This is a genomic window from [Roseibacterium] beibuensis, assembly GCF_039542305.1.
Classification (GTDB): Bacteria; Pseudomonadota; Alphaproteobacteria; order Rhodobacterales; family Rhodobacteraceae; genus Roseibacterium; species Roseibacterium beibuensis.
The window spans coordinates 149,677-175,678 of record NZ_BAABHW010000006.1; the positions used below are offsets into that span (position 1 = coordinate 149,677).

Below are 26,002 nucleotides of genomic sequence, written 5' to 3' on the forward strand. Positions count from 1 at the left end.
CGCGCCTTCGGGCGCGCTTTTTTCATGTCCAGGGTTTCAGGATCTCGGGCGGATCGCGCAGCGCATCGGCCAGCCCCATGTCGAGAACGACAGCCCCCTCGGACAGCAGGATCAGCCGGTCGCACAACCGTTCGGCATCCCGCAGATCGTGACTGGCCATGACCAGCGTCAGCCCGGCCTCGTCGCAAAGATCGGCCATCAACCCCAGCATCTCGGACCTGAGGCCGGGATCGAGCGCCGCGAAAGGTTCGTCGAGCAACACAAGGGGCCGATCCCGCAGCAGCATCCGGGCCAGCGCCACGCGGCTTTGCTGCCCGCCCGACAATTCGGACGGCGCCCGCGCGCCCATGCCCACAAGACCGACCTTCTCCAAAGCGCCCTCGACACGCTCCGTATCGGACGGCGCCAAGCGCAAATCGGGCCGCACCCCAAGCGCGACGTTCTGAAAGACGCTCAGGTGCGGGAACAGGTTGCCGTCCTGAAAGAGAATCGACAGTGGCCGACCCGCGACGGTCGTATCGGTCATGTCCCGCCCGTCGATGAGGATGCGCCCTTCATCCGGGCGTTGAAACCCGGCAATCAGGGACAGAAGGCTGCTCTTTCCCGAGCCCGACGCCCCGAGCAGCGCAACACGCTCCCCCCGTGCGACGGACAGATCGGCGCTCAGCACGAAATCCCCCCACCGCGTGACGGTGTTCTCAAGCCGCAGCATTGACGCGTCCCCCCTTGTCGAAGATCCAGAACAACCCAAGGCTAAGCACCAGCAGCAACACCGCCGCCCCTTGCGCATCGTCGGTCCGGTAAGCCCCCATCAGACGATACATCTCGAGCGGCAAGGTGGATTGCGACGGGGCCGAGAACAGGGCGATCACCCCGAGATCTCCCATCGAGAACGCCGCCGCGAGCCCGCCGCCGAACCCAAGCGGACGCCGCAACCGGGGCAGGATCGCAAGACGCAGGCGCGAAACGCCCCGCATTCCCAGTGCATCGGCCAAGCGGCCTTGCGTCGCCTCGGCCGCCCGCGCAGCCGGCACCAGTGCGCGCAACAGGAACGGCAGCGCGACGAGCGCGTTGACCAGCCCGGTTATGGGCAGGCTCAGCGCGACCGGATCGGCGATAGGATAAATGATGATGAACAACCCGGTGCCGACCACCAGCGGCGAGATCGCAATGGAAAGGAACCCGACCAGCTCCACCGCGCCGCGTCCCCGCCCCCGGGCCACGAAAAGCGCGATGGGCAGGGCAAGGGCCACCGAAAGGGCCGAGGACGCAACTGCCACAAGGATCGACCGCACCGCCGCCCACCAGACGCTTTCCGGCAGCGACCAGACGGCCAAAGCGCCCTCGCCGATCACGGCGGCAAGAGGCAGCAACAGGAACGCGCCCGCGCCGACGATGGCGGCCCCGTCGGTCATGCGCGCGCGCAGGCCATCCCCCGGCCAGGGCAGCGGCGGACGATCGAGGCCCGCACCCATCGGCTCGACCCGCGCGGCACGCAGCGCGATCAAACCGGCGGCAAGGCAGATCGCGACCTGCACCAAACCCAGCAATGCGGCCCGCCCGAGATCGAACTCGAACCGAAAGGCTTGGTAGATCGCCAATTCGACGGTCGTCGCACGCGGCCCGCCCCCAAGCGTCAAGGCGACGGCGAAACTGGTCGTGCAGATCAGGAAAATGACCAACGCGGCCCCGGGCAGCACCTCGTGCAGCAGGGGGCGTTCGAAATGTCGCCGCATATCCGCATCCGAAAATCCGAGCGAGGCGGCCAACCGGATCCGCTCGGACGGGAGAGACAACCACGCCTGCAAGATCAGGCGCACGGCAAGCGGCAGGTTCAGGAAAACGTGGGCTAGGACCACGCCGCTAAGCCCGTAAATGTCGAGCGTCCCAAGGCCGATGCCCGACAAGGCCGCGTTCAGCCACCCGGCCCGCCCGAAAATGGCGAGCAGCCCGAGAACAGCGACGATCACCGGCAGGATGAAAGGCGCGCCTGTCAGCGTCACGAACAGGCTCCGCCCGACGAACCGTCGCCGCGCCAGCGCGCGGGCAACGGGGATGGCCAGCGTGACGCTGACCGCTGCCGACAGCACGGCCTGAAGCAGGGTAAACCGAATGGCCGCCCAATCGGCGGCGCCCAGACGGCCCGGCGCCTCGGCGCGCAGCGTGACGGCCAGAAGAGGCCCCAGAAGGGCAAGGCAGACGAGCGCGGCCAGGGCCGCGCCCGCCCAATCCAGGGGTCTCAGTTGCTGAGCGCGCTTTGCCATGTGGCCAAGGCCGCGTCGCGGATCGCGGCGGCCTCCTCGGCATCGTAGACAAGCGCGGTTTCAGGCTGGATCAGCGTCTCGAACCCCTCTGGCCACTCCGAAGCGGGCAGCGCGGCGGGATACATCCAGTTGGTGGTCGGGATGACCGACTGGAAAGCGCCACTCAGCATGAAGGTGAGGAAATCGCGCGCAAGCTCCGGCTGGTCGCTGTTGGCCAGCACGCCAGCCACCTCGATCTGCATGTAATGCCCCTCGTCGAAGGCGGCGGCGGTGTAGCCATCATCCTCTTCGGCGATCAGGTGATAGGCGGGCGAGGTGGTGTAGCTCAGCACCATGTCCGCTTCGCCTTCGAGGAACAGGTCATAGCTTTCTGACCAGCCCGGGGTCACCGTCACGATGTTGTCGGACAGCCCCTCCCAGATCTCGGCGGCGCGATCGCCATAGGCGTTCTGCACCCACAACAGCAGGCCAAGGCCCGGGGTCGAACTGCGCGGGTCCTGTACGACGATGGACACATCGCTGGCCGCAAGATCCTCGAAACTGGTCGGCGCATCGGCAAGGTCGGTGCGATGGACGAAGGCGAAATACCCCCAGTCATAGGGCAGGAAATGCGGATCCTCCCACGCGACGGGCAGGCTCAGCCCCTCGGCCATCAGGCCATGCTCGGCGATCAGGCCGGTTTCGACCGCCGCCGCAGTCAGGTTGGTGTCGAGACCAAGCACGATATCGGCATCGCTGCGCGCGCCTTCCAGCCGCAGGCGCGACAGAAGCGCCGCGCCGTCACCCGCGGTGACGAATTGCAGGTCGCATCCGCAGGTCTCTTCGAACGCGGCCTCGACGGCCGGGCCCGGGCCCCATTCGGTATTGAAACTGTCGTAGGTATAGACCGTCAGCACCGGGGTCTGCGCCAAGGCGCCCCCTGCGATCATGGTCAATCCCGCGGCAATGATGGTGTGTCTCATCTCACTCCTCCTTGCGACGGGCGAAGTGAAGCCGGGGCATGTGCGTGGTCCCGAAACCTTCCCTCCGCCGGTCCTAACCGGTTCAGGTTCAACGGGTTCGCGTGGCATCCCACGCATCTCAGGCCGCAACCGGCCACCCCGAGGTAGGGCAAGAGGTATGGCAGACCGAGACGCTCGGCAAGGGCCTTGCGACTTGGCATTTCGCGCGTGGGCCGCTAACCGAAGGGCGACAGCAACGGGGCAGTGCAGATGAGCTTCAACACCTTCGGTCATATCTTCCGCGTCACCACCTGGGGCGAAAGCCACGGGCCGGCCCTTGGCGCGACCGTCGATGGCTGCCCGCCGGGCGTGCCGGTGACCGACGAGGCATTGCAACACTGGCTGGACCTGCGCAAACCCGGGCAGAACAAGTTCACCACGCAGCGGCGCGAACCCGACGCGGTGGAAATCCTGTCCGGCGTGTTCGAGGGCGTCAGCACCGGGCACCCGATCCAGCTGATGATCCGCAACACCGACCAGCGGTCCAAGGATTACGGCGACATCGCCGAGAAATTCCGCCCCGGCCATGCCGATATCACCTACTGGCAGAAATACGGCATCCGCGACTATCGCGGTGGGGGCCGATCCAGCGCGCGGGAAACCGCCGCGCGGGTCGCAGCCGGCGGCGTGGCACGGGCCGCGCTGGCGAAACTGGCGCCGAAGCTGCGGATCACCGGCTACATGGTCCAGATGGGGCCGCATGGCATCGACCGCGCACGCTTCAACTGGGACGAGATCGAGAAAAACCCGTTCTGGTCACCCGACGCCAAGGCGGCCGAGGATTGGGCCGCGTACCTCGACGCGCTGCGCAAATCTGGTGACAGCGTGGGCGCGGTGATCGAAGTGACCGCACGCGGTGTGCCGGCCGGCCTTGGTGCGCCTGTCTATGGCAAGCTGGACACCGACCTTGCCGCCGCGATGATGTCGATCAACGCGGTGAAGGGCGTCGAGATCGGCGAGGGCATGGCCGCCGCCGCTCTGACCGGCACCGAGAATGCCGACGAGATCACGATGGGGCCGGACGGGCCGGACTACAGCTCCAACCATGCGGGCGGCATCCTCGGCGGCATCTCGACCGGGCAGGACGTGGTCGTGCGGTTTGCGGTCAAGCCAACCAGTTCGATCCTCACGCCCCGCAAGACGATCACCAAGTCGGGCGAACCGACCGAGATCGTCACCAAGGGGCGCCATGATCCCTGCGTCGGCATCCGCGCGGTCCCCGTGGCCGAAGCGATGGCGGCCTGCGTGATCCTCGACCATTTGCTGTGGCACCGCGGGCATGTGGGCGAGAACCAAGGCCAGATCGGCTAAGCCACACCCGATTCGGACGATTCTCCAATTGTGACGATTTCGAGGCTGAGTCGGGGCCGGTGCGTGTCGATTGTTGGAAATTCCCTCTCTTTGTTGCCGGAGTGGGCCTAGTTCCACCTATCTTTGCCGCGTTGGCGCGAAACAAAGGACAATGCAACAAATCGGCCCCTTCCGCGCCACGATCCTGCCACATTTGACCCCAAGTTTCGTCACACTTGGGGAAAATTGGACGTATTTGCGATGGGGCGGCCTGCCAGCTCAACCACTTTGGCCCGAGGGATCACCCTCGACTGGACTTACGTTGCCTTGGCGGCAGCGGGTCTGGTCCTTGTGGCCCTGACGACCATCCGGTCAGAAATCGGCCCGGACGTGGCGCTTGCCCGGTCTGGCGGCTTGTACCTTTTGTCACCGACCGAGCGTATCGTTGCGCTTGAAGACGACAGGTTCGCCGCGCCGGAATGGGCCGAGCAGGCCAGCGACGTCGATGGCCTTGGCCGCATGCTCGGTCCCCTGTCTGGCGAAACGCTGGATCGGCGGTTTCCGCTTCCCGATGGGGCGACGTCCGCGCGCCTTGGCTTCGATCTCATTCTCTGGGACGGTGCCACGGCACCGGTCATCACGATCAACGGGGCACCCGTCTCACCGAACGTATCGCAGGTGCGCACCCTCGCCGATGGCGCAACCCTCCAACACCTTGCCTACCCTGTGGCCGCACCCGGTGACACGCTGGAGGTGGCCATCACGGGCCAGGGCGATGGCCAATGGGCCATCGACAACCTTTCGCTGATCGTCAGCCTTTCCGCGCCGAACGCCTAGCGCTCAGGCCTCGCCCACGGCGGTGTCGAGCAGGGCGCGGATGTCATCCTCGCGGGTCGAGGCGATGATCCGGCCTAACTCGTCCTCGCCGCGCAGCATGATCAGGGTCGACCGGCGCGGCACCCCCAGAAGCATCGCGAACTCCGACTGGCCGTAAGTGTCCCAATCGACGCGAACAAAGGTGATAGCGGCGTCATAGGCGGGGTTCTGGGCGCGCAACGCCTCGATGATACGGCCTTGGGCGCGGCAGGTGCTGCACCAGCTTGCCGCGAAATCGAGAAGCACCGTGTGCCCCTCGGCCAGAAGCCGCTCGGGCAGGCCCGGTTCATAGTCGATCATCGCGGCACTTTGCGCCGACGCCGCCATTGGCGCCAAAACCAGCGCCGAAGCGCCCAGAAAAATCTCGCGTCGCGTCATGTCTGTTCCTCCCGGAGGATCTCAAAGGGCGACCGACAGGTCCTGAAGCCAGATCGGCATGTGATCCAGCAGCCAGGCCTCGGCCATGTGGTGCCAGCGCAGCAAGATCGCCACGCCGACGAAAACGAAGACGCCCCCAAGAACGGGGCGGGATGATTGGGCGAAGCGGCGCAGCAGTCCCATGCGCCGTTGCAGCAGGGAGCGCGCACCATAGCCGAGCGCGACGATCACCGTGCCGATGCCAAGGGCGAAGGCCACCATGATGGCGAAGGCGCGCCCCAACTCCTCCCCTTGGCTGGCCAGCGAAATGGCCCCGCCAAGCGTCGGGCCGACGCAAGGGCTCCAGACCGCGCCAAGGAGCAGGCCGCCAAGAAACTGCCCCTGCCACCCCTGCGCCTCGATCCCGTGCATCTCCTGATCGGCGCGGGCCGACATTCCGGCGGTGGCCGTCGCGAACCGGGCCGACGCCTGCGGGACCAGCAACACCAAACCGAAAAGGATCATCAAAACGGCGCCGGCCCGCGCGACCGTCTGCTCGGTCAGGCCCACCAGGTGCCCCGCCGCGATGATGCCAAATCCAAGCGTGACAAACGCCAGCCCCATCCCGGCGGCCAGGGCAACCGGCCCCCAGCGGCTGGCCTGCAAGGCCCCCGCCAGAACGATAGGGAGCACCGGCAAGACGCAGGGATTGATAAGGGTCAGCAGCCCCGCGCCGTATGACAGGATCAATTCCATGCCGCTGTGATGCGCCAAAGCGCGAACACAGTCATCAAACGTCCGCGTGAGCCATATGTCAGGGCGCGGGACGCGGGCGTTGGCGCGCCATCTGCACCGCAAGGATGCCCGCCGCGATGACCGTCACGCCCAAGGCATCGGCCCATGTCAGCGCCTCACCCAGCAGAATGGCGGCGATGGCTACGCCGAAAAACGGGTTCAGGAAATGGAAGGTCGCCGCGCGCGTTGCCCCCATCCGTCCGACAAGGCGGAACCAGATGAATGTCGCGAAAAGGCCGGGCATCAGCGTCGTATAGAGGAACGCGACGACCAGAGAGGTCGACCAACTGACCTGATAGGTCTCGAACACCGCGGCGAAGGGGGCCAACGCAAGGCTGCCCACCATCAGTTGCAGCCCGACGATCATCAACAGGTTCGCCCCGTCCTTGGACGCGCCCTTCACCACCAGCGTCGCAGCCGTCAGCGCGACGGACCCGACCAGGCAGAGCGCGACGCCGAACATATCCGCCCCGCCCGAAAACCGCTGCGCCATGATCAGGGCCACGCCCCCGAACCCGACAACCAGCCCGGCCACACCCAACAGCGGCAGCCGTTCGCGGAACACCAGCCAACTGGCCGCCGCCACCAGCAGCGGCATGGTCGAGGCGATGATCGCGGCCAGCGAGGCCTCGACCGTCTGCATCGCGATGAAGTTCAGGCCCAGGTAAAGCGCGTTCTGGCAGATCCCGAAGACAAGGACCGACACCCATTGCACGCGGGTCAGGCGAAAGTTCTGCCCCATGGCAAGCGCGATGCCGATGCCGAGAACCCCCGACAGGAAGAACCGCAGCGAAAGCGCCATGAGGGGGGGCGCCGCCTCGACGATGATACGGGCCGAGGTAAAGGCCGAAGACCAGATCAGGGCAAACAGCAGCCCCATCGCCAACGCGCGAAGATCCATCGAGATACCGTCAAAAAGAAAAGGGCCGCAGCCCGTCGGGCGCGACCCTTTCAGAATTCCATGCGGTCGGCAATCAGCCGTTCACGCTGTCCTTCAGAGCCTTCGCAACGGTGACTTTCACCTGCTTGTCGGCCTCTTTCTTGATCTGCTCGCCGGTGGCGGGGTTGCGCACCATGCGCTCGGGGCGCTCGCGGCAGTAGACCTTGCCGATGCCCGGAAGGGTCACGGCGCCGCCATTGGCGACTTCCTTGGTCACGACAGCGGTCACGGCATCGAGCGCGGCGGCTGCGGTTTTCTTGTCGCTGCCCATCTCATCGGCCAGTGCGGCAACGAGCTGGGTCTTGGTCATGGGTTTCTGTGCCATGTATTTCTTCTCCTGATACTGCCCGAACCCTAGGGGTTCGTTGCCGGGAAGCTAACCGAACATTGTGGCTACACACAACGCTTCGTGGGCCAAAAAGCGTTAAAAACAGGGGTTCAGGGGCGTTTTTGCACCGTCAAAGGAAGGCTGTTTCCTCGAAAGACCGCAATTTCCGGCTATGGAGGCGCTCCAAAGGCATTTCGCGCAGCTTTTCCATGGCCCGAATTCCGATCAGCAAATGCCGCGAGACCTGCGTCTTGTAGAAGGCCGAGGCCATGCCCGGCAGCTTCAACTCGCCATGAAGCGGTTTGTCGGACACGCAGAGCAGCGTGCCGTAGGGCACCCGGAACCGGAACCCGTTCGCCGCGATCGTGGCGCTTTCCATGTCGAGCGCGATGGCGCGGCTCTGGCTCAGGCGCTGCACCGGGCCGGTCTGATCCCGCAACTCCCAATTGCGGTTGTCGACGGTGGCGACGGTGCCGGTGCGCATGATCCGCTTCAACTCGTAGCCCGAGACATCAGAAACGTCCTCGACCGCCTCTTCCAGCGCGATCTGAACCTCGGCCAGCGCCGGGATCGGCACCCAGACCGGCAGGTCGTCGTCCAGCACCCGGTCTTCGCGCAGGTAGGCATGGGCCAGAACGTAATCGCCAAGGCTTTGCGTGTTCCGCAGGCCCGCGCAATGCCCCACCATCAGCCAGACATGCGGGCGCAGCACGGCGATATGGTCGGTCGCGGTTTTCGCGTTCGACGGCCCCACGCCAATATTCACCAGCGTGATCCCGCCCCCGCCCTCGCGCGTCAGGTGATAGGTCGGCATCTGCGGCAGTTTCGCAGGCGGGTTCAGCGCCTGCGTATGATCGGTGATCACGTCGTTGCCGGGCCCGACCAACGCCGTGTAGCCGCTGTCGGGATCCGCCAGCGCGGCGCGGGCGTATTCCACGAACTCGTCCATGTAGAACTGGTAGTTCGTGAACAGCACATGGTTCTGGAAGTACTCGGGCTTGGTCGCGGTGTAATGCGCCAGACGCGCCAGCGAATAGTCGATGCGTTGCGCGGTGAAGGGTGCCAGCGCGCCTGCCCCGTCCTCGTGCGTGAAGCCGAAGCCGTTGACGATGTCGTCATGCGTCGTCTGAAGGTCCGGCACGTCGAACGCATCGCGCAAGGGGAAGGCCAGTGCGCCTTCCTGCGGGATCTGCACATCGGCGTCGTTCAGGACCGCGAAATGCACCGGGATCGGCGTTTGAGACGGCCCGATATAGATCGGCACGTCGTGGTTCGACAGGATCAGGCCGATCTGCTGCGTCAGGTAATGGCGGAACAGGTCGGGGCGGGTGACGGTGGTGGCGTAGGTGCCGGGATCGGCCACATGGCCGAATGCAAGGCGGGTATCCACCTGGCCGTAGGTCGTCGTCGTGACGCGGATCTCGGGATAGAAGGCGCGATACCGCACCCCCGGCGCTTCACCGGCCCGCACCACGGCCGAGAAATGGTCGCGCAGGAACCGCGTGCCTGTCTCGTAAAGCTCCTCGAGATAGGCCACCGCCTTGGCAGCGTCTGAAAAGGGCTTCACGCCCGGCAGCTCAGGGGTTTCCACGGGCAGGTGCTTCATCGGCGCGGTCATTCATCCTCCGTCACGAACAGATCGGTTACCTCGAAGCGGGTCACGTCCACGATCCCGAGATCCGAAATGCGGAGCGACGGGATGACGACCAGCGCCAGGAGGGAATGCTGCATATAGGCATTGTTGAGCGTACAACCACAGGCGGCCATCGCCTCGACCATCGCCTGTGCCTTGGCGGCGACCTCTTCGGCGGGGCTGTCGGACATCAGGCCGGCAATCGGAAGTTCCACCAGCGCAAGTTCCTCTCCGTCCTTCCAGACGGCGACGCCACCGCCAACCTCGCCGAGGCGCATTGCCGCCTTGGCCATGCTGTCGCGGTCCGTGCCGACGACGATCATGTGGTGGCTGTCATGCGCCACGGTCGAGGCGACGGCGACGCGCCCCTGGTAGCCAAAGCCCGAAACGAACCCGTTGGTGACCTGCCCGGTGCCCCGGTGACGTTCCACCAACGCGATCTGGCAGACGCCGCCTTCGCCCTCGACCACGCCATCGACCACCGGCAGCTCGGCGGTCAGCGCCTCGGTCGGGGCCTGGTTCTCGACCACGCCGATCACCTTGACGGTCACGGCATTGGCGCCTTCCGGGGCCTTCACCTCGAAATCGGCGGCCTTCAGCGCCTTGCCCAGATAGACCGAGTTTCGCGTATCCTCGGGCCAGTCCAGATGCGGGCAATCCACAAGGCACACCCCGCCCTCGGCGACCTTTAGCCCGCGCGCATAGACCACCTCGATCGGCAGGCTGCGCAGGTCGCTGGTGACGATCATGTCGGCGCGACGGCCCGGTGCGATCTGGCCCAATTCACGCTCCAGCCCGAAATGCGTGGCGGTGTTGATCGTGGCCATTTGCAGGGCCAGCAGCGGCTCGGCCCCGCAGTCGATGGCGTGGCGCACGCAGCGGTTCATGTGCCCGTCATGGACCAGCGTGCCCGAATGGCAATCGTCGGTGCAGAGGATCATGTTGCGCGGGTCCAAGCCCCGCTCGGTCACGGCGGTGATCTGCGCCTCGATATCGTACCAGGCGCTGCCCAGCCGGATCATCGAGCGCATGCCCTGCCGCATCCGGGCGATGGCGTCTTCCTCGCAGGTGCCTTCGTGATCGTCGGCGGGGCCACCGGCGACATAGGCGTGAAAGGCGGGGCCAAGATCGGGGCTGGCGTAATGGCCACCAACGGTCTTGCCCGCGATTTGCGTGGCGGCGATCTCGGCCAGCATCTTGGGGTCACCCGCGACCACGCCGGGAAAATTCATCATTTCGCCCAAGCCCACGATACCGGGCCAAGTCATCGCCTCGGCCACGTCCTCGGGCGTGATCTCGAACCCGGTCGTCTCCAGCCCCGGCGCGGAGGGCGCACAAGAGGGCATCTGGGTGAAGATGTTGACCGGCTGCATCAGCGCCTCGTCATGCATCAGTTTGACCCCGCGCAGGCCGAAGACATTGGCGATCTCATGCGGGTCGGTGAACATGCTGGTCGTGCCATGCGGGATCACGGCACGGGCGAATTCCGCAGGGGTCAGCATGCCCGACTCGATATGCATATGCGCGTCGCACAGGCCGGGGACCAGGTATTTCCCTTGCAGGTCAACGACCTGCGTGTCCGGCCCGATGCAGTGGCCCGCGTCCGGGCCGACATAGGCGAAGCGGCCCTTAGCGACGGCGACCTGCCAGCCCTCCATCACCTCGCGGGTCTGGACGAGGACGACCTGCGCATTGGTCAGAACGAGATCGGCGGGTGTGCGGCCGGCGGCGACCGCGACAAGGTCGGCGGCGACGTCGGGCCAGGCGGGGAAGGGTGTTTGCGTGTCCATGTCTAAGGTTTTCAGATGCATCGCGCCCCTTCAAGCGACGATTGCATGACACGGCGTCAGCCGGCGAGAGCCTGCGCGCGCATCTCCTCGTAAATCGGGAGGGCTTGGGCCAGTAGCGGGGCGAGCTCTGCGGGCAGTTCAGGCAGCGGCCCCTCGGCCTCGGCAAAGCCGGTGGAGGCATGGACCGCGCCGTACCAATGCCGTGCCCAGACCCCGTCATAAGGGCGCGGGCCGGGCGGCCAGTGGAGCATGGATTCGGTGAAATCGAGGCCGATCTCAGTGCATATTTTCTGCAACATTTCCCGTGGGTTGCGGCGAATATCGGCGCTGTCCACAACGGGACCGGGCAAAGCTTGCCACAGGCGGAGTTGCTGGGGAAAGCCGATGTCTTCCAGCGTCACCCTGCCCCGCTTGGCGGCATAGGAGGCGATGACGCGGGCGGGGTGGCGGATGAGGTGCACATTCACGCAACCCTTGGCCCAATCCAGCGGAAAGCCGGGCAGCATGTGATGGGGCATGTGCTTCATGTAAAAGTGTTTTTTGCCATCCGGGATCGGCCCGGCACAGCGCGCGGCGACCTTCTCGGGGTCGGCTTCATGGGCGGCGACGATCTCCTCCGCCAGGGGGTGATCCATGCCGGTCGCGGCGAGGTAGGGGGCGTAGAACGGCTCGTCCCAGGCGGCGCAATCACCCCGCGCGGCGAAGCTGTACATCATGGCCGTCGAGAGGTTTCGCGGCCCCGACCACATCGCGATTTTCATGAGTCACATCCTGTACACATCCTGTACACACCCCGTGCATACACGCCGGCCGCTCAGGACCGGTCGACCAGTTCCTTGTAGAGCGTCCGAATCCGCCTCGTCATCGACCCCGGTTGCCCATCCCCGATGACACGCCCGTCGATCTCGCCCACCGGGGTCTGTGCCCCGAAGGTGCCGGTCAGGAACGCCTCGTCCGCGCCGTAGGTGTCGACCAGCGAATAGTTCCGCTCGAAGACGGGGATGCCGTCGGCGCGGCACACGTCGATGACCTTCTGCCGCGTGATCCCGTTCATGCAGTAATCGCCCGTGCTGGTCCAAACCTCGCCCTTGCGGACGATGAAGAAATTGCAGGCGTTGGTGGTATTCACGAAGCCATGCACATCCAGCATCAACGCCTCGTCCGCGCCGGCCTTTTCGGCGGCGATGCAGGCGAGGATGCAGTTCAGCTTGGAATGGGAGTTGAGCTTGGGGTCCTGCGTCATCGGCAACCCGCGTTGGTGCGGGACGGTGGCAAGGCGAATGGGGCGCGGGATGGAGGGTTTGGAGTGCTCCATGATGATGACAACGGTCGGCCCTGAAACCGATAGCGCCGGGTGCTGGAAGGGGCGCATCTTGACCCCGCGCGTGACCATCAGGCGGGCATGGGCGTCGGTCGTCATGCCGTTCGCTGCGCGGGTGTCCTCCAGCGCGGCGATCACGCCGGCGCGGTCGAGACCGATATCGAGGTCGATGGCCAGCGCCGCCTCGAACAGCCGGTCGAGGTGATCGTCGAGAAAGGCCCATTTGCCGTCATAGAGGCGCAGCCCCTCCCACACGCCATCGCCCAGCATGAACCCGCTGTCATAGACGCTGACCATGGCCTCGGGCCGGGGCTTGAGCGCGCCGTTCACCCAGATCAGGATGTTCTCGTTGCGCGCGTCCTCTTCGGACTGGTGCGTGCTGACCATTCTCGCCCTTTCCTGTCACCGCCGTTCACCGCCGCGTGACCTCACACCCCTGTGCCTTGCATTTCAAGGGGCCACGTCCGACCGTGGCGGCACCGAAAGGAGATTGACCATGCCCCGCGCCCCGATCCGCGACACGCTGAAACCCGTCACGCTTGGATTGGCCATGCTGGCCGCACTGGCCATCCAGACCGGTCGCGCCCATGCCGAGGATATCCGGACCGCCGTGGTGGCCGGTGGGTGTTTCTGGTGTGTCGAAGCCGATTTCGAACGCGTCGAGGGCGTGCAGGAGGTCGTCTCGGGCTTTGCCGGGGGCACGGTCGAGAACCCCAGCTACCGGCAGGTGGTGAATGGCGGCACCGGGCATCTGGAGGTGGTCGCGATCACCTATGACGCCGATGTGCTGGCTTACGAACAACTGCTGCACCTGTTCCTGCGCTCCATCGATCCGCTGGATGAGGGCGGGCAGTTCTGCGACCGGGGCTTTAGCTATACCACCGCGATTTTCGTGAACGGGCCCGAGGAACGCGCCATTGCCGAGACCGCGATCGCCCAGGCCGAGGCGGACCTGGGCGCTGCTGTCGTGACGCCGGTGCGCGATGCCGCGCCCTTCTACCCGGCCGAGGAATATCACCAGGACTATTACCGCAGCGACGAGTTGATCCTGACACGCTTCGGCCCGCGCCGGAAATCGGTGGCCTACGGGCTGTACCGCGACGCGTGCGGACGCGACGACCGGGTCGAGGCGATCTGGGGCGCGGACGCGCCGTTCCTGTACTGAGGCACCGGGGGTCCCGGCGAGCCTCCGCCGCGCGGCGCGCGGCAGCCGATCTTCTGGCTTGACCTCCCGTGGCTTGTGGTCCCATGCGTAGCACGGGCCGCTCGACGGCCCGGCCTTTGCTGCTGCCCCGGAGGAATGATCAGGTGATCGTCTGCCACGAACTGGATCTGGTATTCATCAAGACGAAGAAGGTTGGCGGGACGTCGTTCGAGATCGCGCTCTCCAGGTATTGCGGGCCGGATTGCATCATTACGCCAATCTCCAAGGTGGATGAGCAGACCCGGTCAGCCCTGAAGTTTCGCGGACCGCAGAATTACAAGCACAAGGGCTTTCGTCGGCTTCTGTCCCCGAACGGCAAGGTGTTCACGAAGCACATGCCCGCCGCCGAGGCGCGCTCCAAGTTGCCGCCCGAGATCCGGGACGGATACCGCTGGATCACGATTGTGCGCAGCCCCTATGACCGTGCCGTGTCGCGGTATTTCTGGGCCAAGACGTGCAACCGGGACGAGGGGCTCGATTTCGAAGCGTTCTATCAACGCTTTCCCGAGCGGCTGACGGAAAACCTGCGCATCGCGCCCCTGCACGGGGAGGACAAGCTCGACGTCTACCTGCGCTACGAGCACCTGCAGGACGATCTGGAGGCCGCGGGCCTGGGCTTTGTCGGGGACACGCAGAAGAACATCCGGGCGAAGTCGGGCCATCGCCCAAAATCGGGCGGAACCGCGCAAGAGATCTTCGCGGCCTATCCCGGGGCCGTCCGTCAGATCCAGGATCTATGCCGCGAAGAAATCGAGATGTTTGGCTACGAGGCGCCGGTCTGACGCGCCCCGCGGGACTTGGTCAGAGGAAGAACGCCACGTTGTTGCGCAGGATGATCTCGACCACGTAGAGGCCGATGATCACGACCAGCGGCGCAAGGTCGAGGCCGCCCATCGGCGGCAGCGCGCGGCGGAGCGGGCCGTAGACCGGTTCGAGCAGGCGGTTCAGACCGTCCCAGATCTGCGCCACGATGGGCTGGCGCATGTTCAGCACGCCGAAGCTGATCAGCCAGCTGAGGATCACATGGGCGATGACGATGAAGAACGCCACGTCGATCAGCAGCATCAGGATCTGGAAAAGCGAGGTCATCTGCGGGCCTTTGATAGCATCGGGACTGCACGGCAAATAGGCACAAGCGCGGCGCGGTGCAAGCCGGGGCGGAGTGACGCAACGACGCCTCTTGCAGCCCGGCGCGCGGCGGGCTTTGGCTGCGGACCATGTATCCTTTTGCCCGTCTCTTCGCCCTGACCCTCGCCGAAAAGCGCAAACCGCGCCTTGGCATCCTCGACACGCATCACCTCGGGCTGACCTGCCTGCCCTGGGATATCGACGGGTTCTTCGAGATGAACAACGGGCGCATCCTGACGCTCTATGACCTCGGGCGGTTCGGCCTGTCGATCCGAACGGGGCTGTGGGACACGCTGAAGCGGGAACGCTGGGGCCTGGTGGTGGCGGGCAGTTCGGTGCGCTACCGCGCCCGTATCCGGCCCCTGCAACGGTTCGATCTGCGCACGCGCCTGTTGGGCTGGGACGACAAGTTCTTCTACATCGAACAGGCGATGGTGCGCGGCGAGACCGTCTGCAACCACGCGCTCTTGCGCACCGGCGTGACCGAAAAGGGGCGGTTGACCAATCCGCTGCGCGTCGCCGATGCGCTGGGGATCGACCGGGCGTCTCCTGCGCTGCCGGACTGGGTGCTGAACTGGGCCGAGGCGGATCGGACACGCCCCTGGCCGCCTGAGATCTGAGACCCGGCATTTTCGTTTACAAACCGCGCGCTTGGGCGGATTGTCACGCGCATGAAAACTCTGACGTCACCCAAACCGCTCCCCCCCCTCGACAGGCTTGACCCCGAGGGCAAGCGCCGCATCTGGGGATGGTGGGCGTTCGACTGGGCGAGCCAGCCTTATAACACGCTGCTGCTGACCTTCATCTTCGGGCCCTACATCAACGACCTGCTGGGCGACGGCACGGCGGCGCAGACGGCCTGGGGATACGGCGTGGGCGCGGCGGGACTGGCCATCGCGCTGATGGCGCCGTTCCTTGGCGCGATCGCGGACCTGGCGGGGCGTCGGATGCCGTTCATCTGGCTGTTCTCGGGCTTTTACATCGCGGGAGCCTGGGGCCTGTGGTGGGCCGCACCGGGCGATTTCAACCTGTTCCTGATCCTGTTCAGTTTCGCCATCGGCCTGATCGGGATGGAGTTCGCGACGATCTTCACCAACGCGCTGCTGCCGACGCTGGGGCGGCGGAAAGACCTTGGGCGCATTTCAGGCTCGGGATGGGCCTTCGGGTATCTCGGCGGCTTCGTGGCGCTGGTGGCGATGCTGCTGCTCTTCGCGGAGAACGCGGAAACGGGAAAAACGCTGATCGGGCTGGACCCGCTGTTCGGGCTCGATCCCGCAGAGCGCGAGGGCACCCGCGCCGTCGGGCCGGGCACGGCGCTGTGGTACGCGGCCTTCATGATCCCGTTTTTCCTGTGGGTGCGCGACCCGCGCCCCGCAGACGCCATTCCGGTGCGCGAGGCGGTGGCCAGCGCATGGCCCGAATTGCGGCGCACCCTGCGGTCCCTGCCCCGGCAGCGCAGCATGTTCGCCTATCTCGCCTCTTCGATGTTCTACCGCGACGCGCTGAACGGGATGTATGTCTTTGGCGGGATCTATGCTGCGGGCGTCCTGGGCTGGTCGGTTGTCGATGTGGGGGTCTTCGGCATCCTGGCCGTTCTGACCGGCGCGCTGTTCGCGTGGCTGGGCGGCAAGGCCGACAGCGCGCTTGGGCCCAAGCCGGTGATCCTGACCAATGTCCTTTTGCTGACGCTTGTGGCGCTTGGCGTCGTCTTCATCGCGCGCGACAGCGTCTTCGGCATCCCGGTGGCCGAGGACTCGAGCCTGCCCGATATCGCCTTCTACGCGCTTGGCGCGCTGATCGGCGCGGGGGGTGGCGCGCTGCAATCCTCGTCGCGCACGATGATGGTGCGCCAGGCCCATCCAGACCGCATGACCGAGGCGTTCGGGCTCTATGCGCTGGCGGGCAAGGCCACCTCCTTCATCGCGCCGCTCTCCATCGGAATTGTCACACAAGCGACGGGAAGTCAGCAGATGGGGGTGACGCCGCTGGTTGTCTTGTTCATGATCGGGTTGATCCTGCTTTTCTTCGTCGATGCCGAAGGCCGGCACGACGGCACCCCGCCCAGGGAGTGACACGATGCTGACCCGTCACCTTGCCCTCGCCGCGCTGAGCCTTGCCCTGGCCGCCTGCGTCGGCGGCGGTGCCCCACGGCTCGATGCCACGCAATCGGCGATGCAGGCGCGCCATCTTTTCGGGTCCGAGGCCGTCGCGTCCGGCGGTCGGCCCGAGGTGATCGGCTTCTACTCCAACGGCTGTGTCGCGGGGGCGCAGGAACTGCCCGAGACCGGCCCGACATGGCAGGCCATGCGGATGAGCCGGAACCGCAACTGGGCGCATCCCGAAACCATAGATTTCGTGCAGGACCTGAGCCGCGAGGTCGCCCGCACCACCAGTTGGAACGGCCTTTATATCGGCGACATGAGCCAACCGCGCGGCGGCCCGATGCTGACCGGCCATGTCAGCCACCAGTCGGGCCTCGATGTCGATATCTGGATGCTGCCCGCGCGCGACCTGACCTTGTCGCGGCAGGACCGCGAGAACCTGTCTTCGATCTCGGTCCGCTCTCAGCGGGGGGCCTGGATCAACGAGAACTGGACGGCCGAGCACGCCACGGTTCTGCGCGCCGCCGCAACCGATCCGCGCGTCGCGCGGATTTTCGTCACCACGGGCGTGAAGGTCTGGCTGTGCCGCAACACGCCCGAAGGCGACCGCGACTGGCTGAGCCGCATTCGTCCGGCGACGGGACATCACTACCATTTCCATGTGCGGCTGACTTGCCCCGCCGGGTCGCGAAACTGCGAAGAGCAGGAGCCGGTGCCCGCTGGCGATGGCTGCGCCGCCGCCGAGGCCCGCGCGGCCCGCATCCTGAACCCCGCCCCGCCGAGCAGCGAACCGCCCGCGCCGACTGGCCCCGCAGCCCCGCAACCGCCGCGCGGCAACGGCGTGACCCTGTCGCAGGTTCCGGGCCAATGCCTGTCATTGCTCAGCAGCCTGTGAGATGAGAGCGGGGTTCCGCACGCCCGTCCTCGCGGCCATTCTCGCGCTTTGGGCATCGCCGCTTCTGGCACAGGCGCAGGTGATGAGCGAGGTCGCGCTGCCCTTCGCCGCGCCGGGATTCGGCGGATTGTCCGCGATCCACGTCTCGCAGAGCGGGCGGCAGGCGGTGGTCCTGTCGGATCGCGGGCGGCTGTTCACCGTTGCGCTCCGGCGCGAGGGCGGTCGCGTCACCGGCGCGGGGCTGACGGCCGAGACCGTGCTGACCGATGGCGACGGGAATCGCGACCCGGATATCCGGGCCTTCGACAGCGAAGGCCTTGCCCGGATGCGCGACGGGCGGTTCGCCATTTCCTTCGAAGGTACGGCACGCGTCGCGGTCTTCTCCGGGACAGGCCGTGCCGCCACGGTGATCGCCCCGCCGCCCGAGGCCGCGCGCCTGCCGGCGAATGGCGGGTACGAGGCCCTGGCCGTCGATGCGCAGGGACGGTTCTACATGCTGGCCGAACGCGGCGACGGTCGCCTGTGGCGTGGCGGCGCGCAGGGCTGGGAGGTGATCGCGACGGTGGGCAGCGGCGGCGGCCTGCGGCCGGTGGCGCTCGATTTCGACGACCGGGGGCGGCTGTACCTGTTGGAGCGGCGCGTCTCGCTTGGCGGCTTCGGCAACCGGCTGACGCGCTTCGCGGTCGGGCCGAGGGGCCTTGGCGCGCCCGAGCGCCTGCTGGACGAGGGCAGCACCCGGCATGGCAACCTCGAAGGGCTGAGCCTTTGGCGCGACGGGCAGGGACGGCTGATTGCCAGCATGATCGCGGACAATGACCTGAGCCGGGGGCGGCCGAACACGCTGGTCGAGTACGTCTTGCCCGACTGACGCGCCGGTCTCAGCGCCCCGGGATCGCGCCCCGCTTGCCCGTATATGTCCAGCCGTCGATGATCTTGAGCGCGTCCTCGGCGGTTTCGACGAAGTGGAACAGGTCCAGATCCTCGGGCGAGATGGTGCCGGCGTCGGCCAGGGCCTCCCAATTCACGATCTTGCGCCAGAAGCTTTCGCCGAACAGCAGGACCGGCACCTGCTCCATCCGGCCGGTCTGGATCAGGGTCAGGCTTTCGAACAATTCGTCCAGCGTGCCGAACCCGCCGGGGAAAACCGCGATGGCCTTGGCGCGCAGCAGGAAGTGCATCTTGCGGATGCCGAAATAGTGGAAGTTGAAGCACAGTTCGGGCGTCACGTATTCGTTCGGCACCTGTTCATGTGGCAGCACGATGTTGAGGCCGATGGAACAGCCGCCGGCATCCACGGCGCCGCGATTGCCCGCCTCCATCACGCCGGGGCCGCCGCCGGTGACGACGACCATCTCGCGGCAGTCGGATGCCACCGAGCGTTCGGTGATCGCGCGGGCAAAGGCGCGGGCCTCGTCGTAGAAATGCGACAGTTCCTTGAGGGTTTCGCTGCGGGCCTTGTCCCGCTCGGACGGGCGCGGAATGCGCGCGCCGCCGAAGAGAACGACGGTGGATTCGATGCCGTGCTCGTCCATCAGAAGCGTGGGCTTCATCAATTCCAGTTGCAGGCGCACCGGGCGCAGCTCGTCACGGTTGATGAAGGACGGGTCGTCGAAGGCCAGCCGGTAGGCAGGCGATCGCGCCTGCGGCGTGTCAGGCACTTGGCGGCTGGAGTCGACATCGTCCTGCGCCTGGCGGAACGGCGCGTATCTGGGATCGTCTTCCATACCTGTACCCTCGTGTTGACTGCCTGCCAGACCTAGCCCGCCCCCTGCCGGATTGCCAGCCGGGGATGCGCCGGATATAGGCCTGCCAACAGATTGACCGAGGGGAACCACCGATGTCCAACGCCCAGCTGGAAACCGCCATCGAAGCCGCGTGGGAAACCCGCGACCGGATCACGCCGTCGACGGGCGGGGAAACGCGCGAAGCCATCGAAGAGACGCTGAACGCCCTGGACGGCGGAAAGCTGCGCGTCGCCGAAAAGCAGGCGGATGGCAGCTGGCACGTCAACCAGTGGGCCAAGAAGGCGGTGCTGTTGGGCTTTCGCCTGAAGGACATGGAACAGCAGGATGGCGGCCCGCAGGGCGGCCACTGGTGGGACAAGGTCGACAGCAAGTTCAAGGGCTGGGGCGATACCGAGTGGAAAGACGCGGGCTTTCGCGCCGTGCCGAACTGCATCGTGCGCCGCTCGGCCTATATCGCGCCGGGCGTGGTGCTGATGCCGTCCTTCGTGAACCTCGGGGCCTATGTCGACGAAGGCACGATGGTCGACACATGGGCCACGGTCGGGTCCTGCGCGCAGATCGGCAAGAACGTGCACCTGTCGGGCGGCGTCGGCATCGGCGGCGTCCTGGAACCGATGCAGGCCGGTCCCACGATCATCGAGGACAACTGCTTCATCGGGGCGCGGTCCGAGGTGGTCGAAGGCGTGATCGTGCGCGAGGGGTCGGTCCTCGGCATGGGCGTGTTCATCGGCCAGTCCACCAAGATCGTCGATCGCGAAACGGGCAAGGTCATGTATGGCGAGGTGCCGGCGGGTTCGGTCGTCGTGTCCGGGTCGATGCCGTCGAAGAACGGCGTGAACCTGTATTGCGCCGTGATCGTGAAGCGGGTCGACGAAAAAACGCGCTCCAAGACCTCGATCAACGACCTGTTGCGCGACTGAATGCGGCGGCGGGGCAGCCTAGCAGGACTGCCCGCCGACCAGAACAGTCGGCACCCAGGTGTCTTCGGCCACGTCACCCGTGTTCGTGGGCCACGTCGGCCCGGGCACCAGCGAGGTGTTCACCTGCCAGGCCGCAACCAGCTTGGCGGCCTGCTGTTTCGTCAGGAGCCGCCCCGCCGGACGGGACGCCGGATGCTCCTCGAGGTGACAAGGCTTCATGCCGATGGCGGCGGCCACGCTTTCGGCAGACTGGCCTGCCATGCCGCCCAGTTCCCGCGCCCGCAATAGCAGCGATTCCGCCGGAACCCCCTCGACGCGCAGGATCGCGTGGCGCTCGGTCACCAGGTGGACGTAATTGACGGGCTGCAGGGATTTCTTTTGCCGCACGCGCGGCAGATCGACAAAGGCGAGCGCGGGCCCCAGAAACGGGTCGGCCCCGGCGGGGTCGCAGCCGGGCAGGCAGAGCCGGTGTTGGGGGGACAGCTTCAGGCGCCGCTCAGGCAGCCCCTCGCCGAGGGAACCAGGCTCGAACACGATGGGCTGCTGATCAGGCTTGGGCACGGCAAGGCGCGAGTCGATCACCGCGAGGACGCGGACGCGCGCCCCGCACCAGTCAAGAACCTCGTCACCGCCTGTCAGGCTTTCCACTTTGGCATTGCCAAAGGGCGTGGCCACCAACGTGCCCTCGCAGAAACATAGCGGCGTATCGGTATTGGTGTCGTAACCAACCTCGTCCACGGACAGCACGACCGCAACGGCGGCCACCAGGCTGGGCGGCTGGTCGGGATAGGCAAGGTAAAGCTGGTCCGTACTAGGATCCTGGAACACGAGCACATCGACCGGGGTGCCGAGGGGCAGCGTGATGCCACCGATATCTACGCCAGGCGTGGCGGTGCCAGACCCCATCATCGTCAGCGTCATGCCGTCGAGCGTGACCTCTTCGCCCACATAAAACACCCCGTCGTTATCGGTGAGCGTGCCGGTCGTGGTGATCGGGCCGATATCGGACAGAACAATCGTCTGATCAGAAGAAAAAAGCTGTGAGATAAGCAGTGCAAAATCAAAGCTTTGGTATTGGATCGGCTGGTCCATAGAAACCTCGTTGGAGAGCATTACGGGGTTCGGTCGCTACGCGCGCACCCTGTCATCCGCAGGCTCGGCCCAAAAGACGGCGAGAATAAGACTGATTCTACGTGAAAAACGTGAAAAGCGCAGTTTGGATCCGCGCTTGGGGCTGAAAACAGAAAAGAGGGCCGAGGCCCCCTTTTCCACCGTCCGGAGAAACGGCTTTGCTTAGCTCTTCATTCCGCATGTGTTGATCCCCAACACGGAATACAAGGGGCAGTAGCCCAGCGCGCCGGTCAAAAGCGGCACGAGGCCGACCCAGCCCCACGCGGTCTGGGGGCCGACAAACACGAGCGAGATGAGCACGAGGCCTGCGATGATGCGCAGGGCGCGGTCGATGGTGCCTTCGTTGCGGGGCATGGAATATCTCCTTGTGGCTGTTCGATGTGAACCTGCCCTCGAATATAGGCACTCCCGGCCCGGATGACGGTGACAGAGTCACCGGCGATCTGCGGCAATCCGTTCCAGTCCGGCCTGATCCAGCAGGCGCAGGCCACCCTTTTCCTGGCTGACAAGGCCGGTTTTGCCGAATTCCGCCAGCCGCCGGGTGACAAAGGCCCGCCCCGAGGCCGTTTCCGCGGCCAGTTGGCTATGGGTCGCGGCGACGAACCCGGCCTCGTCCTTCAGGCGCAAAAGGGCACGGGCCAGCCGCGCGTCGAACCCGGTCAGGGCGACATCCTCGACCAGCTGCTCGAACTCGCCGAAGCGTTGGGCGACGGACCCGAAGACGAGGTCGCGAAACCCCGCATCCTCGGCCAGGCGGCTGCGGAACTGACCGGCGGGGACAAGCTCGCCGGTGATATCGGCCTCGACCAGCCCCTCGGCGGAATAGGTGCGATCCAGCGTCAGGCAGGCAAAGGTCTGCAGGCAGATGCCGCCCGGCTGCACGCGATAGAGCACCACCTCGCGCCCGTTGGCCCCAGTCAGCGACACGCGGATCGACCCCTCGTCCAGCAGCAGGAAGCCCGGGCAAGGCTGACCGGGGCTGAACAGGACCGTGCCCTTGGGGGCGGTGAAGGGGCGGGACATGGGTGGCGCACCGGGGTTGAGGAGACGGGAACCCTGACCATTCCGCGCCCGCGCGGCAAGGTCAACGGCGCTTGACAGCGCGCGGGCAAAGGACCACTCCGGCGCCATGGCGAAGGACAAGACATCCCCCCGCAAGCACGACGTTTACATGCTGGTGGTCGAGGTCGGCCGCAAGGACGGCGACGGCCTGCCCGACGGCGCGACCGGGGCCGGGCTTGTCTGCTATGCCTCGGGCGTGGACGAGGCGGAGGCGGTGCGCGAGACGGTGGCCGTGTTGAAACAGGCCGACCTGAACCCCCTGGACGTGACAGGCTACGGCACGCGGGCCGAGCGCGAGGCGCAGGGCGAGACGATCGAGGAGGAGGACGCCGCGCTGATGCAGCGCGCCTTCGACGAGAATGCGGTGATCGTGGTGCAGATGACGCCGTTTTTCGGCGACGAGGATCGCGGCTAGCCGCGTCTCAGATCACCGCGCCATGCCCCGACGCGGCAGTACCCAGAAGCGAGCGGGTCGCGGGCCTGTCGAGCAGCGGCAAGGACGGGTGGCGGTCACACTCGGCAATTCCAAGTAACTGTGTGCCGCTGTCTTTCGAGGCCAGAACCTCGGCCAATGTCGCCGTTTCGATCTGGCAGCGGCCCAGTTGCAGGCAATCGGGATCATCCAGCATCAGGTGATGGAACCAGCGCAACGGCTGCGACCGGTCAAAGCGTGCGGCCTGCCCCGAAACAAGGTCGCTGGCGCGCACCAGCACCGTGTCGGTGCCGGCGAGGTATTCCACCTCGGCCCCGCGCCGCAGGATCCGTGTTTCCGGCGTGAGGCAGACATCCTGCGCCAGGCCGTAATAGGGCGCGCGCATCAGGATCGGCGCCGCATGGCCAAGGCAGAGACGGTCGCGCGCCTCGATCCAACGCAGGGTGCGGGGGGTGCCGTCCCGCCCGATCACGCGGTCCCCCGCCTTGAGATAGTCCACGGCGACGGGGCCCTTGTCGGTCAGCACGCGCGCACCGGATGCCAGGCCCGGCATATCGCTGGCCGCGACGGCATGGGTGGCGATCGCGGCGACCGTCGCGATGCGCAGATAACCGTCATCGGATGGCAACAGGTCGGACAGGCGGGCGGGTGTCGGCAGGGCGGATCGCATCCGGTGGCGCATCCCGGTGATCGCATTTGCCACGTCCAGAACGTCGCCCCGCCCCCGCGCACAGGTGACATGGCGCAACACCAGCACATGACGGGCCGACAGGAACCCGGCCGGGGTGCAAAGATCGGTTTCCCCGTGCACGAGGCGCAGCGCGCCGTCCGGCATCAGGTAGATCGACAGGGCGCGGGCCACGTCCCCCTGCCCCCGCCAAAGGCGCACGGGCCGCCGCCCGGGCGCAGGCACCGGCAGCTCCAGCCAGAAGGTCAAGGCATCGCGCGACCGTCCGTCATCGGCCTTGGCCGCGAAGGGGTATCCTATGGGGACCGCCTTCCCCTCGTTCCAGATTGCCGACCAGACCATGCCGACTATCCCGCCAGCAGCCGTGCTTCATGTGCCTTGAGCGTGGTTCGGGCCGCTGGCCCATACCCCGAAAGATTCTCCGGATCGATCTGCGGGAACAGCGCCAAAACCTCGTCCCGCACCGCGGCTTCAAGGTCATCCATGACATATGGCCCGGGCTGGAAACTTTCGGTTTCGAGCCCTTCGGACCAGACGATCTGGTGGCGGTCGAAGAGCAGGTGGAAATACTCGACCTCGCCGCCCGCATCCCAGAACCGGACCGAACACTCGTTCACAAGGTCCTTCGCGGCGACCAGCACTTCGTCCTCGCCGAACATCAATTCGGCCATCCAGTGACGCAGCAGGACCCGGTGCTGCGGCGACACCACAAGGCGTGCATGCAGGCCGAAGGTTCCGGCCTCGATCACGACCGGGCGAAAGCGCCCCTCGGCCGGCACACGGCGCGATCCGATCCAGCGCAGGGGCTGCGGGCCGTTGTCGCGCGTCTCGACCAGATCGCCGGCGCCGAGCGTTTCGATCGGAACATCGCCACCGGGCGTGCGGATGAGTGTCCCGCGCACGAAACAGGGAATCGCTGTCACGGTGACGAAGGCGGTGTCGGTGATCCCGTCCTCGTTCTCGACGGTATAGGTGAAGTTCACCGTTTCATCGGCCACCAGGTTGGTCTGATCGGCGGGCGGCACTACCTGCAAGGTACCATCCGCGAGAAGCGTCACCGCGTGCCCGCTGGGTAGCGTGATGGTTTCACCGACGGAGATTTCCTGGCCGTTCACGTGGGTGATGGTCATCACCCCGGCCGACCCGTCATTGGCCAGCGCGTCCACGATGGCGGTCTGGCCCTCGTAATGCGTGATGGCGTCGTCGTTGGCGATGAACGCGGTCTGCGCGCTGTCCGCCGCGATCAGGAGATTCGAGTCGTAGGAGCTGTCGGCCACATCGGCGATGGCGATGATCAGCTCGTTCACCTCGTTCGGGTTCACATCCATCTGCAACGACAGGGTGACGGTGAACCCGTCCATCTCGGTGTTGTGGTCGTCACCGGTGTTATCGACGAAAAGGTTCGCGTTTTCGGTCTGGTTGATGGAATTGATCTGCGTCACGTCGATCACGGGCGACGTCACAAGCTCACCGTTGATGTAGACGGCGACGACATCACTGAACTCCGATCCCGTGAACTCCGGATACTCCTCGGAGGCGAAGACGAACTGCATCGTCATCGTGTCGCCTTCCGGAATGAAATCGATCGTCAGGATCGAGGCGTCGTAGGTCGAAGCATTCGCGGCGTTGTTCAGCAGCGGGTTGTTGTTGTCGCCGGAGGTATTGGTGGAGGTGCCGTCACTCCGGTTCGGATCGCCCCAGGACTGCGTGAAATTGCCCACGTAGCCGGTCGAAAGAATGACACCGCTATCCGACGGGGTCGGCCCTGCCGCGATGCTGTCGCCATCCGAATAAATCGCCGACGCGTACCACGACCCGTCGTAATCCGCGTCCACCACGGTGACGCCTTCGCCCATGATGGTCTCGGCCATCTCGGTCGCGGATGCGCCGGTATCGTAGGTGAGTTCCTGCCCAGTCGCCATGTCTGCCCTCGCTCGTATCGGCGAGGCAGGGGTCATGCACAGGCTGTTGCCCCCTCTGGTCGGGGGGGTGTTTTCACGCCTGTGATCCGTCCCGCGGTCGTTGCCGCGCCTGCCTCGACGGTTTTTATTCAATTTTTCAGGAGATTAGATCAGCCTGATCCGAATTGGTATCCCCCG

Annotated in this window: 28 protein-coding genes and 1 riboswitch; of the genes, 10 read left to right on the plus strand and 18 right to left on the minus strand. The window is 65.9% G+C overall.

Features of this window, described 5'->3' with window-relative positions:
• Window positions 1-22: 22 nt before the first annotated feature.
• Genes ABD923_RS17085 through thiB form a run of 3 tightly spaced genes read right to left on the minus strand, consistent with a single transcriptional unit; the run spans window position 23 to window position 3,226 of the window.
• Complete coding sequence (locus ABD923_RS17085; RefSeq protein WP_259553264.1) at window positions 23-712, minus strand: thiamine ABC transporter ATP-binding protein; 690 nt, start codon at window positions 710-712, stop codon at window positions 23-25.
• Window positions 699-2,264 carry a thiamine/thiamine pyrophosphate ABC transporter permease ThiP gene (locus ABD923_RS17090; RefSeq protein ID WP_259553263.1) on the minus strand — a complete coding sequence of 522 codons (1,566 nt, stop codon included), beginning with the start codon at window positions 2,262-2,264 and terminating at the stop codon, window positions 699-701. The genes ABD923_RS17085 and ABD923_RS17090 overlap by 14 nt, the downstream gene beginning before the upstream one ends.
• Window positions 2,240-3,226: a thiamine ABC transporter substrate binding subunit gene (gene thiB / locus ABD923_RS17095; RefSeq protein WP_259553262.1), complete on the minus strand. Its 987-nt coding sequence runs from the start codon at window positions 3,224-3,226 to the stop codon at window positions 2,240-2,242. The genes ABD923_RS17090 and thiB overlap by 25 nt, the downstream gene beginning before the upstream one ends.
• Window positions 3,227-3,268: 42 nt before the next feature.
• A riboswitch (TPP riboswitch) is annotated at window positions 3,269-3,377 on the minus strand.
• A gap of 98 nt (window positions 3,378-3,475) precedes the next feature.
• Here thiB and aroC point away from each other — a divergent pair.
• Both aroC and ABD923_RS17105 read left to right on the plus strand, forming a co-directional pair.
• Complete coding sequence (gene aroC / locus ABD923_RS17100; protein WP_259553261.1) at window positions 3,476-4,576, plus strand: chorismate synthase; 1,101 nt, start codon at window positions 3,476-3,478, stop codon at window positions 4,574-4,576.
• Between the two features lie 267 nt (window positions 4,577-4,843).
• The gene (locus tag ABD923_RS17105) at window positions 4,844-5,392 is read left to right on the plus strand and encodes a hypothetical protein (RefSeq protein ID WP_259553260.1); all 549 of its coding nucleotides are present in this window, start codon (window positions 4,844-4,846) and stop codon (window positions 5,390-5,392) included.
• A gap of 3 nt (window positions 5,393-5,395) precedes the next feature.
• Here the strand turns inward: ABD923_RS17105 and ABD923_RS17110 are convergent, their stop codons facing one another.
• The 8 genes from ABD923_RS17110 to ABD923_RS17145 form a co-directional block, all read right to left on the minus strand.
• Window positions 5,396-5,809 (minus strand): thioredoxin family protein, encoded by a 414-nt coding sequence (locus ABD923_RS17110; RefSeq protein ID WP_259553259.1) that lies wholly within the window; start codon window positions 5,807-5,809, stop codon window positions 5,396-5,398.
• 21 nt (window positions 5,810-5,830) lie between these two features.
• A complete protein-coding gene (locus tag ABD923_RS17115; protein ID WP_259553258.1) occupies window positions 5,831-6,544 on the minus strand; it encodes a cytochrome c biogenesis CcdA family protein in 714 nt (237 codons plus the stop codon).
• A 58-nt stretch (window positions 6,545-6,602) separates the two neighbouring features.
• Window positions 6,603-7,484 carry a DMT family transporter gene (locus tag ABD923_RS17120; protein WP_259553257.1) on the minus strand — a complete coding sequence of 294 codons (882 nt, stop codon included), beginning with the start codon at window positions 7,482-7,484 and terminating at the stop codon, window positions 6,603-6,605.
• A 73-nt stretch (window positions 7,485-7,557) separates the two neighbouring features.
• Window positions 7,558-7,848, minus strand: a complete 291-nt coding sequence (locus ABD923_RS17125) for an HU family DNA-binding protein (RefSeq protein ID WP_222191762.1) — start codon at window positions 7,846-7,848, stop codon at window positions 7,558-7,560.
• Between the two features lie 133 nt (window positions 7,849-7,981).
• Window positions 7,982-9,469: an AMP nucleosidase gene (locus ABD923_RS17130; RefSeq protein ID WP_259553255.1), complete on the minus strand. Its 1,488-nt coding sequence runs from the start codon at window positions 9,467-9,469 to the stop codon at window positions 7,982-7,984.
• Window positions 9,466-11,274, minus strand: coding sequence for an adenine deaminase (gene ade / locus ABD923_RS17135; protein ID WP_259553254.1), 1,809 nt, complete (start codon window positions 11,272-11,274; stop codon window positions 9,466-9,468). The genes ABD923_RS17130 and ade overlap by 4 nt, the downstream gene beginning before the upstream one ends.
• Before the next feature lie 56 nt (window positions 11,275-11,330).
• Window positions 11,331-12,035, minus strand: coding sequence for a sulfotransferase-like domain-containing protein (locus ABD923_RS17140; RefSeq protein ID WP_259553249.1), 705 nt, complete (start codon window positions 12,033-12,035; stop codon window positions 11,331-11,333).
• Between the two features lie 53 nt (window positions 12,036-12,088).
• Window positions 12,089-12,982 (minus strand): D-amino acid aminotransferase, encoded by an 894-nt coding sequence (locus ABD923_RS17145; protein WP_259553248.1) that lies wholly within the window; start codon window positions 12,980-12,982, stop codon window positions 12,089-12,091.
• 109 nt (window positions 12,983-13,091) lie between these two features.
• Between ABD923_RS17145 and msrA the strand changes: the two genes are divergently transcribed.
• Both msrA and ABD923_RS17155 read left to right on the plus strand, forming a co-directional pair.
• Window positions 13,092-13,760 (plus strand): peptide-methionine (S)-S-oxide reductase MsrA, encoded by a 669-nt coding sequence (gene msrA / locus ABD923_RS17150; RefSeq protein ID WP_259553247.1) that lies wholly within the window; start codon window positions 13,092-13,094, stop codon window positions 13,758-13,760.
• A gap of 143 nt (window positions 13,761-13,903) precedes the next feature.
• Window positions 13,904-14,581 carry a sulfotransferase family 2 domain-containing protein gene (locus tag ABD923_RS17155; protein ID WP_345229548.1) on the plus strand — a complete coding sequence of 226 codons (678 nt, stop codon included), beginning with the start codon at window positions 13,904-13,906 and terminating at the stop codon, window positions 14,579-14,581.
• A 19-nt stretch (window positions 14,582-14,600) separates the two neighbouring features.
• Here ABD923_RS17155 and ABD923_RS17160 read toward each other — a convergent pair whose 3' ends face one another.
• Entirely contained in the window at window positions 14,601-14,888 is a 288-nt protein-coding gene (locus tag ABD923_RS17160; protein WP_259553240.1) for a YggT family protein, read from the minus strand.
• Window positions 14,889-15,016: 128 nt separating this feature from the next.
• Here ABD923_RS17160 and ABD923_RS17165 point away from each other — a divergent pair, with 128 nt between their 5' ends.
• The 4 genes from ABD923_RS17165 to ABD923_RS17180 are packed head-to-tail and all read left to right on the plus strand — an operon-like array spanning window position 15,017 to window position 18,792.
• Window positions 15,017-15,547, plus strand: a complete 531-nt coding sequence (locus ABD923_RS17165; protein ID WP_259553230.1) for an acyl-CoA thioesterase — start codon at window positions 15,017-15,019, stop codon at window positions 15,545-15,547.
• Window positions 15,548-15,598: 51 nt separating this feature from the next.
• Window positions 15,599-16,999, plus strand: coding sequence for an MFS transporter (locus tag ABD923_RS17170; protein WP_259553228.1), 1,401 nt, complete (start codon window positions 15,599-15,601; stop codon window positions 16,997-16,999).
• Window positions 17,000-17,003: 4 nt separating this feature from the next.
• A complete protein-coding gene (mepA, locus tag ABD923_RS17175) occupies window positions 17,004-17,924 on the plus strand; it encodes a penicillin-insensitive murein endopeptidase (protein ID WP_259553227.1) in 921 nt (306 codons plus the stop codon).
• A 1-nt stretch (window position 17,925) separates the two neighbouring features.
• The gene (locus tag ABD923_RS17180; protein WP_259553226.1) at window positions 17,926-18,792 is read left to right on the plus strand and encodes an esterase-like activity of phytase family protein; all 867 of its coding nucleotides are present in this window, start codon (window positions 17,926-17,928) and stop codon (window positions 18,790-18,792) included.
• A 10-nt stretch (window positions 18,793-18,802) separates the two neighbouring features.
• Here ABD923_RS17180 and ABD923_RS17185 read toward each other — a convergent pair whose 3' ends face one another.
• A complete protein-coding gene (locus tag ABD923_RS17185; protein WP_259553225.1) occupies window positions 18,803-19,648 on the minus strand; it encodes an LOG family protein in 846 nt (281 codons plus the stop codon).
• A gap of 113 nt (window positions 19,649-19,761) precedes the next feature.
• Here ABD923_RS17185 and dapD point away from each other — a divergent pair, with 113 nt between their 5' ends.
• Window positions 19,762-20,589: a 2,3,4,5-tetrahydropyridine-2,6-dicarboxylate N-succinyltransferase gene (gene dapD, locus ABD923_RS17190; protein WP_259553223.1), complete on the plus strand. Its 828-nt coding sequence runs from the start codon at window positions 19,762-19,764 to the stop codon at window positions 20,587-20,589.
• 18 nt (window positions 20,590-20,607) lie between these two features.
• Here dapD and ABD923_RS17195 read toward each other — a convergent pair whose 3' ends face one another.
• The 3 genes from ABD923_RS17195 to ABD923_RS17205 form a co-directional block, all read right to left on the minus strand.
• Window positions 20,608-21,681, minus strand: a complete 1,074-nt coding sequence (locus tag ABD923_RS17195) for a Hint domain-containing protein (RefSeq protein ID WP_259553222.1) — start codon at window positions 21,679-21,681, stop codon at window positions 20,608-20,610.
• 201 nt (window positions 21,682-21,882) lie between these two features.
• Window positions 21,883-22,074 carry a YgaP family membrane protein gene (locus ABD923_RS17200; protein WP_025311201.1) on the minus strand — a complete coding sequence of 64 codons (192 nt, stop codon included), beginning with the start codon at window positions 22,072-22,074 and terminating at the stop codon, window positions 21,883-21,885.
• 78 nt (window positions 22,075-22,152) lie between these two features.
• Window positions 22,153-22,743, minus strand: a complete 591-nt coding sequence (locus ABD923_RS17205) for a Crp/Fnr family transcriptional regulator (protein ID WP_222191748.1) — start codon at window positions 22,741-22,743, stop codon at window positions 22,153-22,155.
• 106 nt (window positions 22,744-22,849) lie between these two features.
• Between ABD923_RS17205 and ABD923_RS17210 the strand changes: the two genes are divergently transcribed.
• The gene (locus ABD923_RS17210) at window positions 22,850-23,197 is read left to right on the plus strand and encodes a hypothetical protein (RefSeq protein ID WP_259553221.1); all 348 of its coding nucleotides are present in this window, start codon (window positions 22,850-22,852) and stop codon (window positions 23,195-23,197) included.
• Between the two features lie 7 nt (window positions 23,198-23,204).
• Here the strand turns inward: ABD923_RS17210 and ABD923_RS17215 are convergent, their stop codons facing one another.
• Both ABD923_RS17215 and ABD923_RS17220 read right to left on the minus strand, forming a co-directional pair.
• Window positions 23,205-24,245 carry a Hint domain-containing protein gene (locus ABD923_RS17215; RefSeq protein ID WP_259553219.1) on the minus strand — a complete coding sequence of 347 codons (1,041 nt, stop codon included), beginning with the start codon at window positions 24,243-24,245 and terminating at the stop codon, window positions 23,205-23,207.
• A gap of 5 nt (window positions 24,246-24,250) precedes the next feature.
• Window positions 24,251-25,825 carry a Hint domain-containing protein gene (locus tag ABD923_RS17220; protein WP_259553218.1) on the minus strand — a complete coding sequence of 525 codons (1,575 nt, stop codon included), beginning with the start codon at window positions 25,823-25,825 and terminating at the stop codon, window positions 24,251-24,253.
• Window positions 25,826-26,002 lie beyond the last annotated feature (177 nt).

Bases quoted from the DNA above. Each gene is read 5' to 3' on its own strand.
- ABD923_RS17165 (WP_259553230.1), top strand. From the start codon at position 15,017: ATGTATCCTTTTGCCCGTCTCTTCGCCCTGACCCTCGCCGAAAAGCGC.
- ABD923_RS17180 (WP_259553226.1), top strand. From the start codon at position 17,926: ATGAGAGCGGGGTTCCGCACGCCCGTCCTCGCGGCCATTCTCGCGCTT.
- dapD (WP_259553223.1), top strand. From the start codon at position 19,762: ATGTCCAACGCCCAGCTGGAAACCGCCATCGAAGCCGCGTGGGAAACC.
- ABD923_RS17160 (WP_259553240.1), bottom strand. From the start codon at position 14,888: ATGACCTCGCTTTTCCAGATCCTGATGCTGCTGATCGACGTGGCGTTC.
- ABD923_RS17120 (WP_259553257.1), bottom strand. From the start codon at position 7,484: ATGGATCTTCGCGCGTTGGCGATGGGGCTGCTGTTTGCCCTGATCTGG.
- ABD923_RS17125 (WP_222191762.1), bottom strand. From the start codon at position 7,848: ATGGCACAGAAACCCATGACCAAGACCCAGCTCGTTGCCGCACTGGCC.
- ABD923_RS17140 (WP_259553249.1), bottom strand. From the start codon at position 12,035: ATGAAAATCGCGATGTGGTCGGGGCCGCGAAACCTCTCGACGGCCATG.
- ABD923_RS17145 (WP_259553248.1), bottom strand. From the start codon at position 12,982: ATGGTCAGCACGCACCAGTCCGAAGAGGACGCGCGCAACGAGAACATC.
- ABD923_RS17210 (WP_259553221.1), top strand. From the start codon at position 22,850: ATGGCGAAGGACAAGACATCCCCCCGCAAGCACGACGTTTACATGCTG.
- aroC (WP_259553261.1), top strand. From the start codon at position 3,476: ATGAGCTTCAACACCTTCGGTCATATCTTCCGCGTCACCACCTGGGGC.
- ABD923_RS17110 (WP_259553259.1), bottom strand. From the start codon at position 5,809: ATGACGCGACGCGAGATTTTTCTGGGCGCTTCGGCGCTGGTTTTGGCG.
- ABD923_RS17130 (WP_259553255.1), bottom strand. From the start codon at position 9,469: ATGACCGCGCCGATGAAGCACCTGCCCGTGGAAACCCCTGAGCTGCCG.
- ABD923_RS17200 (WP_025311201.1), bottom strand. From the start codon at position 22,074: ATGCCCCGCAACGAAGGCACCATCGACCGCGCCCTGCGCATCATCGCA.
- thiB (WP_259553262.1), bottom strand. From the start codon at position 3,226: ATGAGACACACCATCATTGCCGCGGGATTGACCATGATCGCAGGGGGC.
- ABD923_RS17205 (WP_222191748.1), bottom strand. From the start codon at position 22,743: ATGTCCCGCCCCTTCACCGCCCCCAAGGGCACGGTCCTGTTCAGCCCC.
- ABD923_RS17220 (WP_259553218.1), bottom strand. From the start codon at position 25,825: ATGGCGACTGGGCAGGAACTCACCTACGATACCGGCGCATCCGCGACC.
- mepA (WP_259553227.1), top strand. From the start codon at position 17,004: ATGCTGACCCGTCACCTTGCCCTCGCCGCGCTGAGCCTTGCCCTGGCC.
- ABD923_RS17195 (WP_259553222.1), bottom strand. From the start codon at position 21,681: ATGGACCAGCCGATCCAATACCAAAGCTTTGATTTTGCACTGCTTATC.
- ABD923_RS17215 (WP_259553219.1), bottom strand. From the start codon at position 24,245: ATGGTCTGGTCGGCAATCTGGAACGAGGGGAAGGCGGTCCCCATAGGA.
- ABD923_RS17185 (WP_259553225.1), bottom strand. From the start codon at position 19,648: ATGGAAGACGATCCCAGATACGCGCCGTTCCGCCAGGCGCAGGACGAT.
- msrA (WP_259553247.1), top strand. From the start codon at position 13,092: ATGCCCCGCGCCCCGATCCGCGACACGCTGAAACCCGTCACGCTTGGA.
- ABD923_RS17085 (WP_259553264.1), bottom strand. From the start codon at position 712: ATGCTGCGGCTTGAGAACACCGTCACGCGGTGGGGGGATTTCGTGCTG.
- ABD923_RS17115 (WP_259553258.1), bottom strand. From the start codon at position 6,544: ATGGAATTGATCCTGTCATACGGCGCGGGGCTGCTGACCCTTATCAAT.
- ade (WP_259553254.1), bottom strand. From the start codon at position 11,274: ATGGACACGCAAACACCCTTCCCCGCCTGGCCCGACGTCGCCGCCGAC.
- ABD923_RS17090 (WP_259553263.1), bottom strand. From the start codon at position 2,264: ATGGCAAAGCGCGCTCAGCAACTGAGACCCCTGGATTGGGCGGGCGCG.
- ABD923_RS17170 (WP_259553228.1), top strand. From the start codon at position 15,599: ATGAAAACTCTGACGTCACCCAAACCGCTCCCCCCCCTCGACAGGCTT.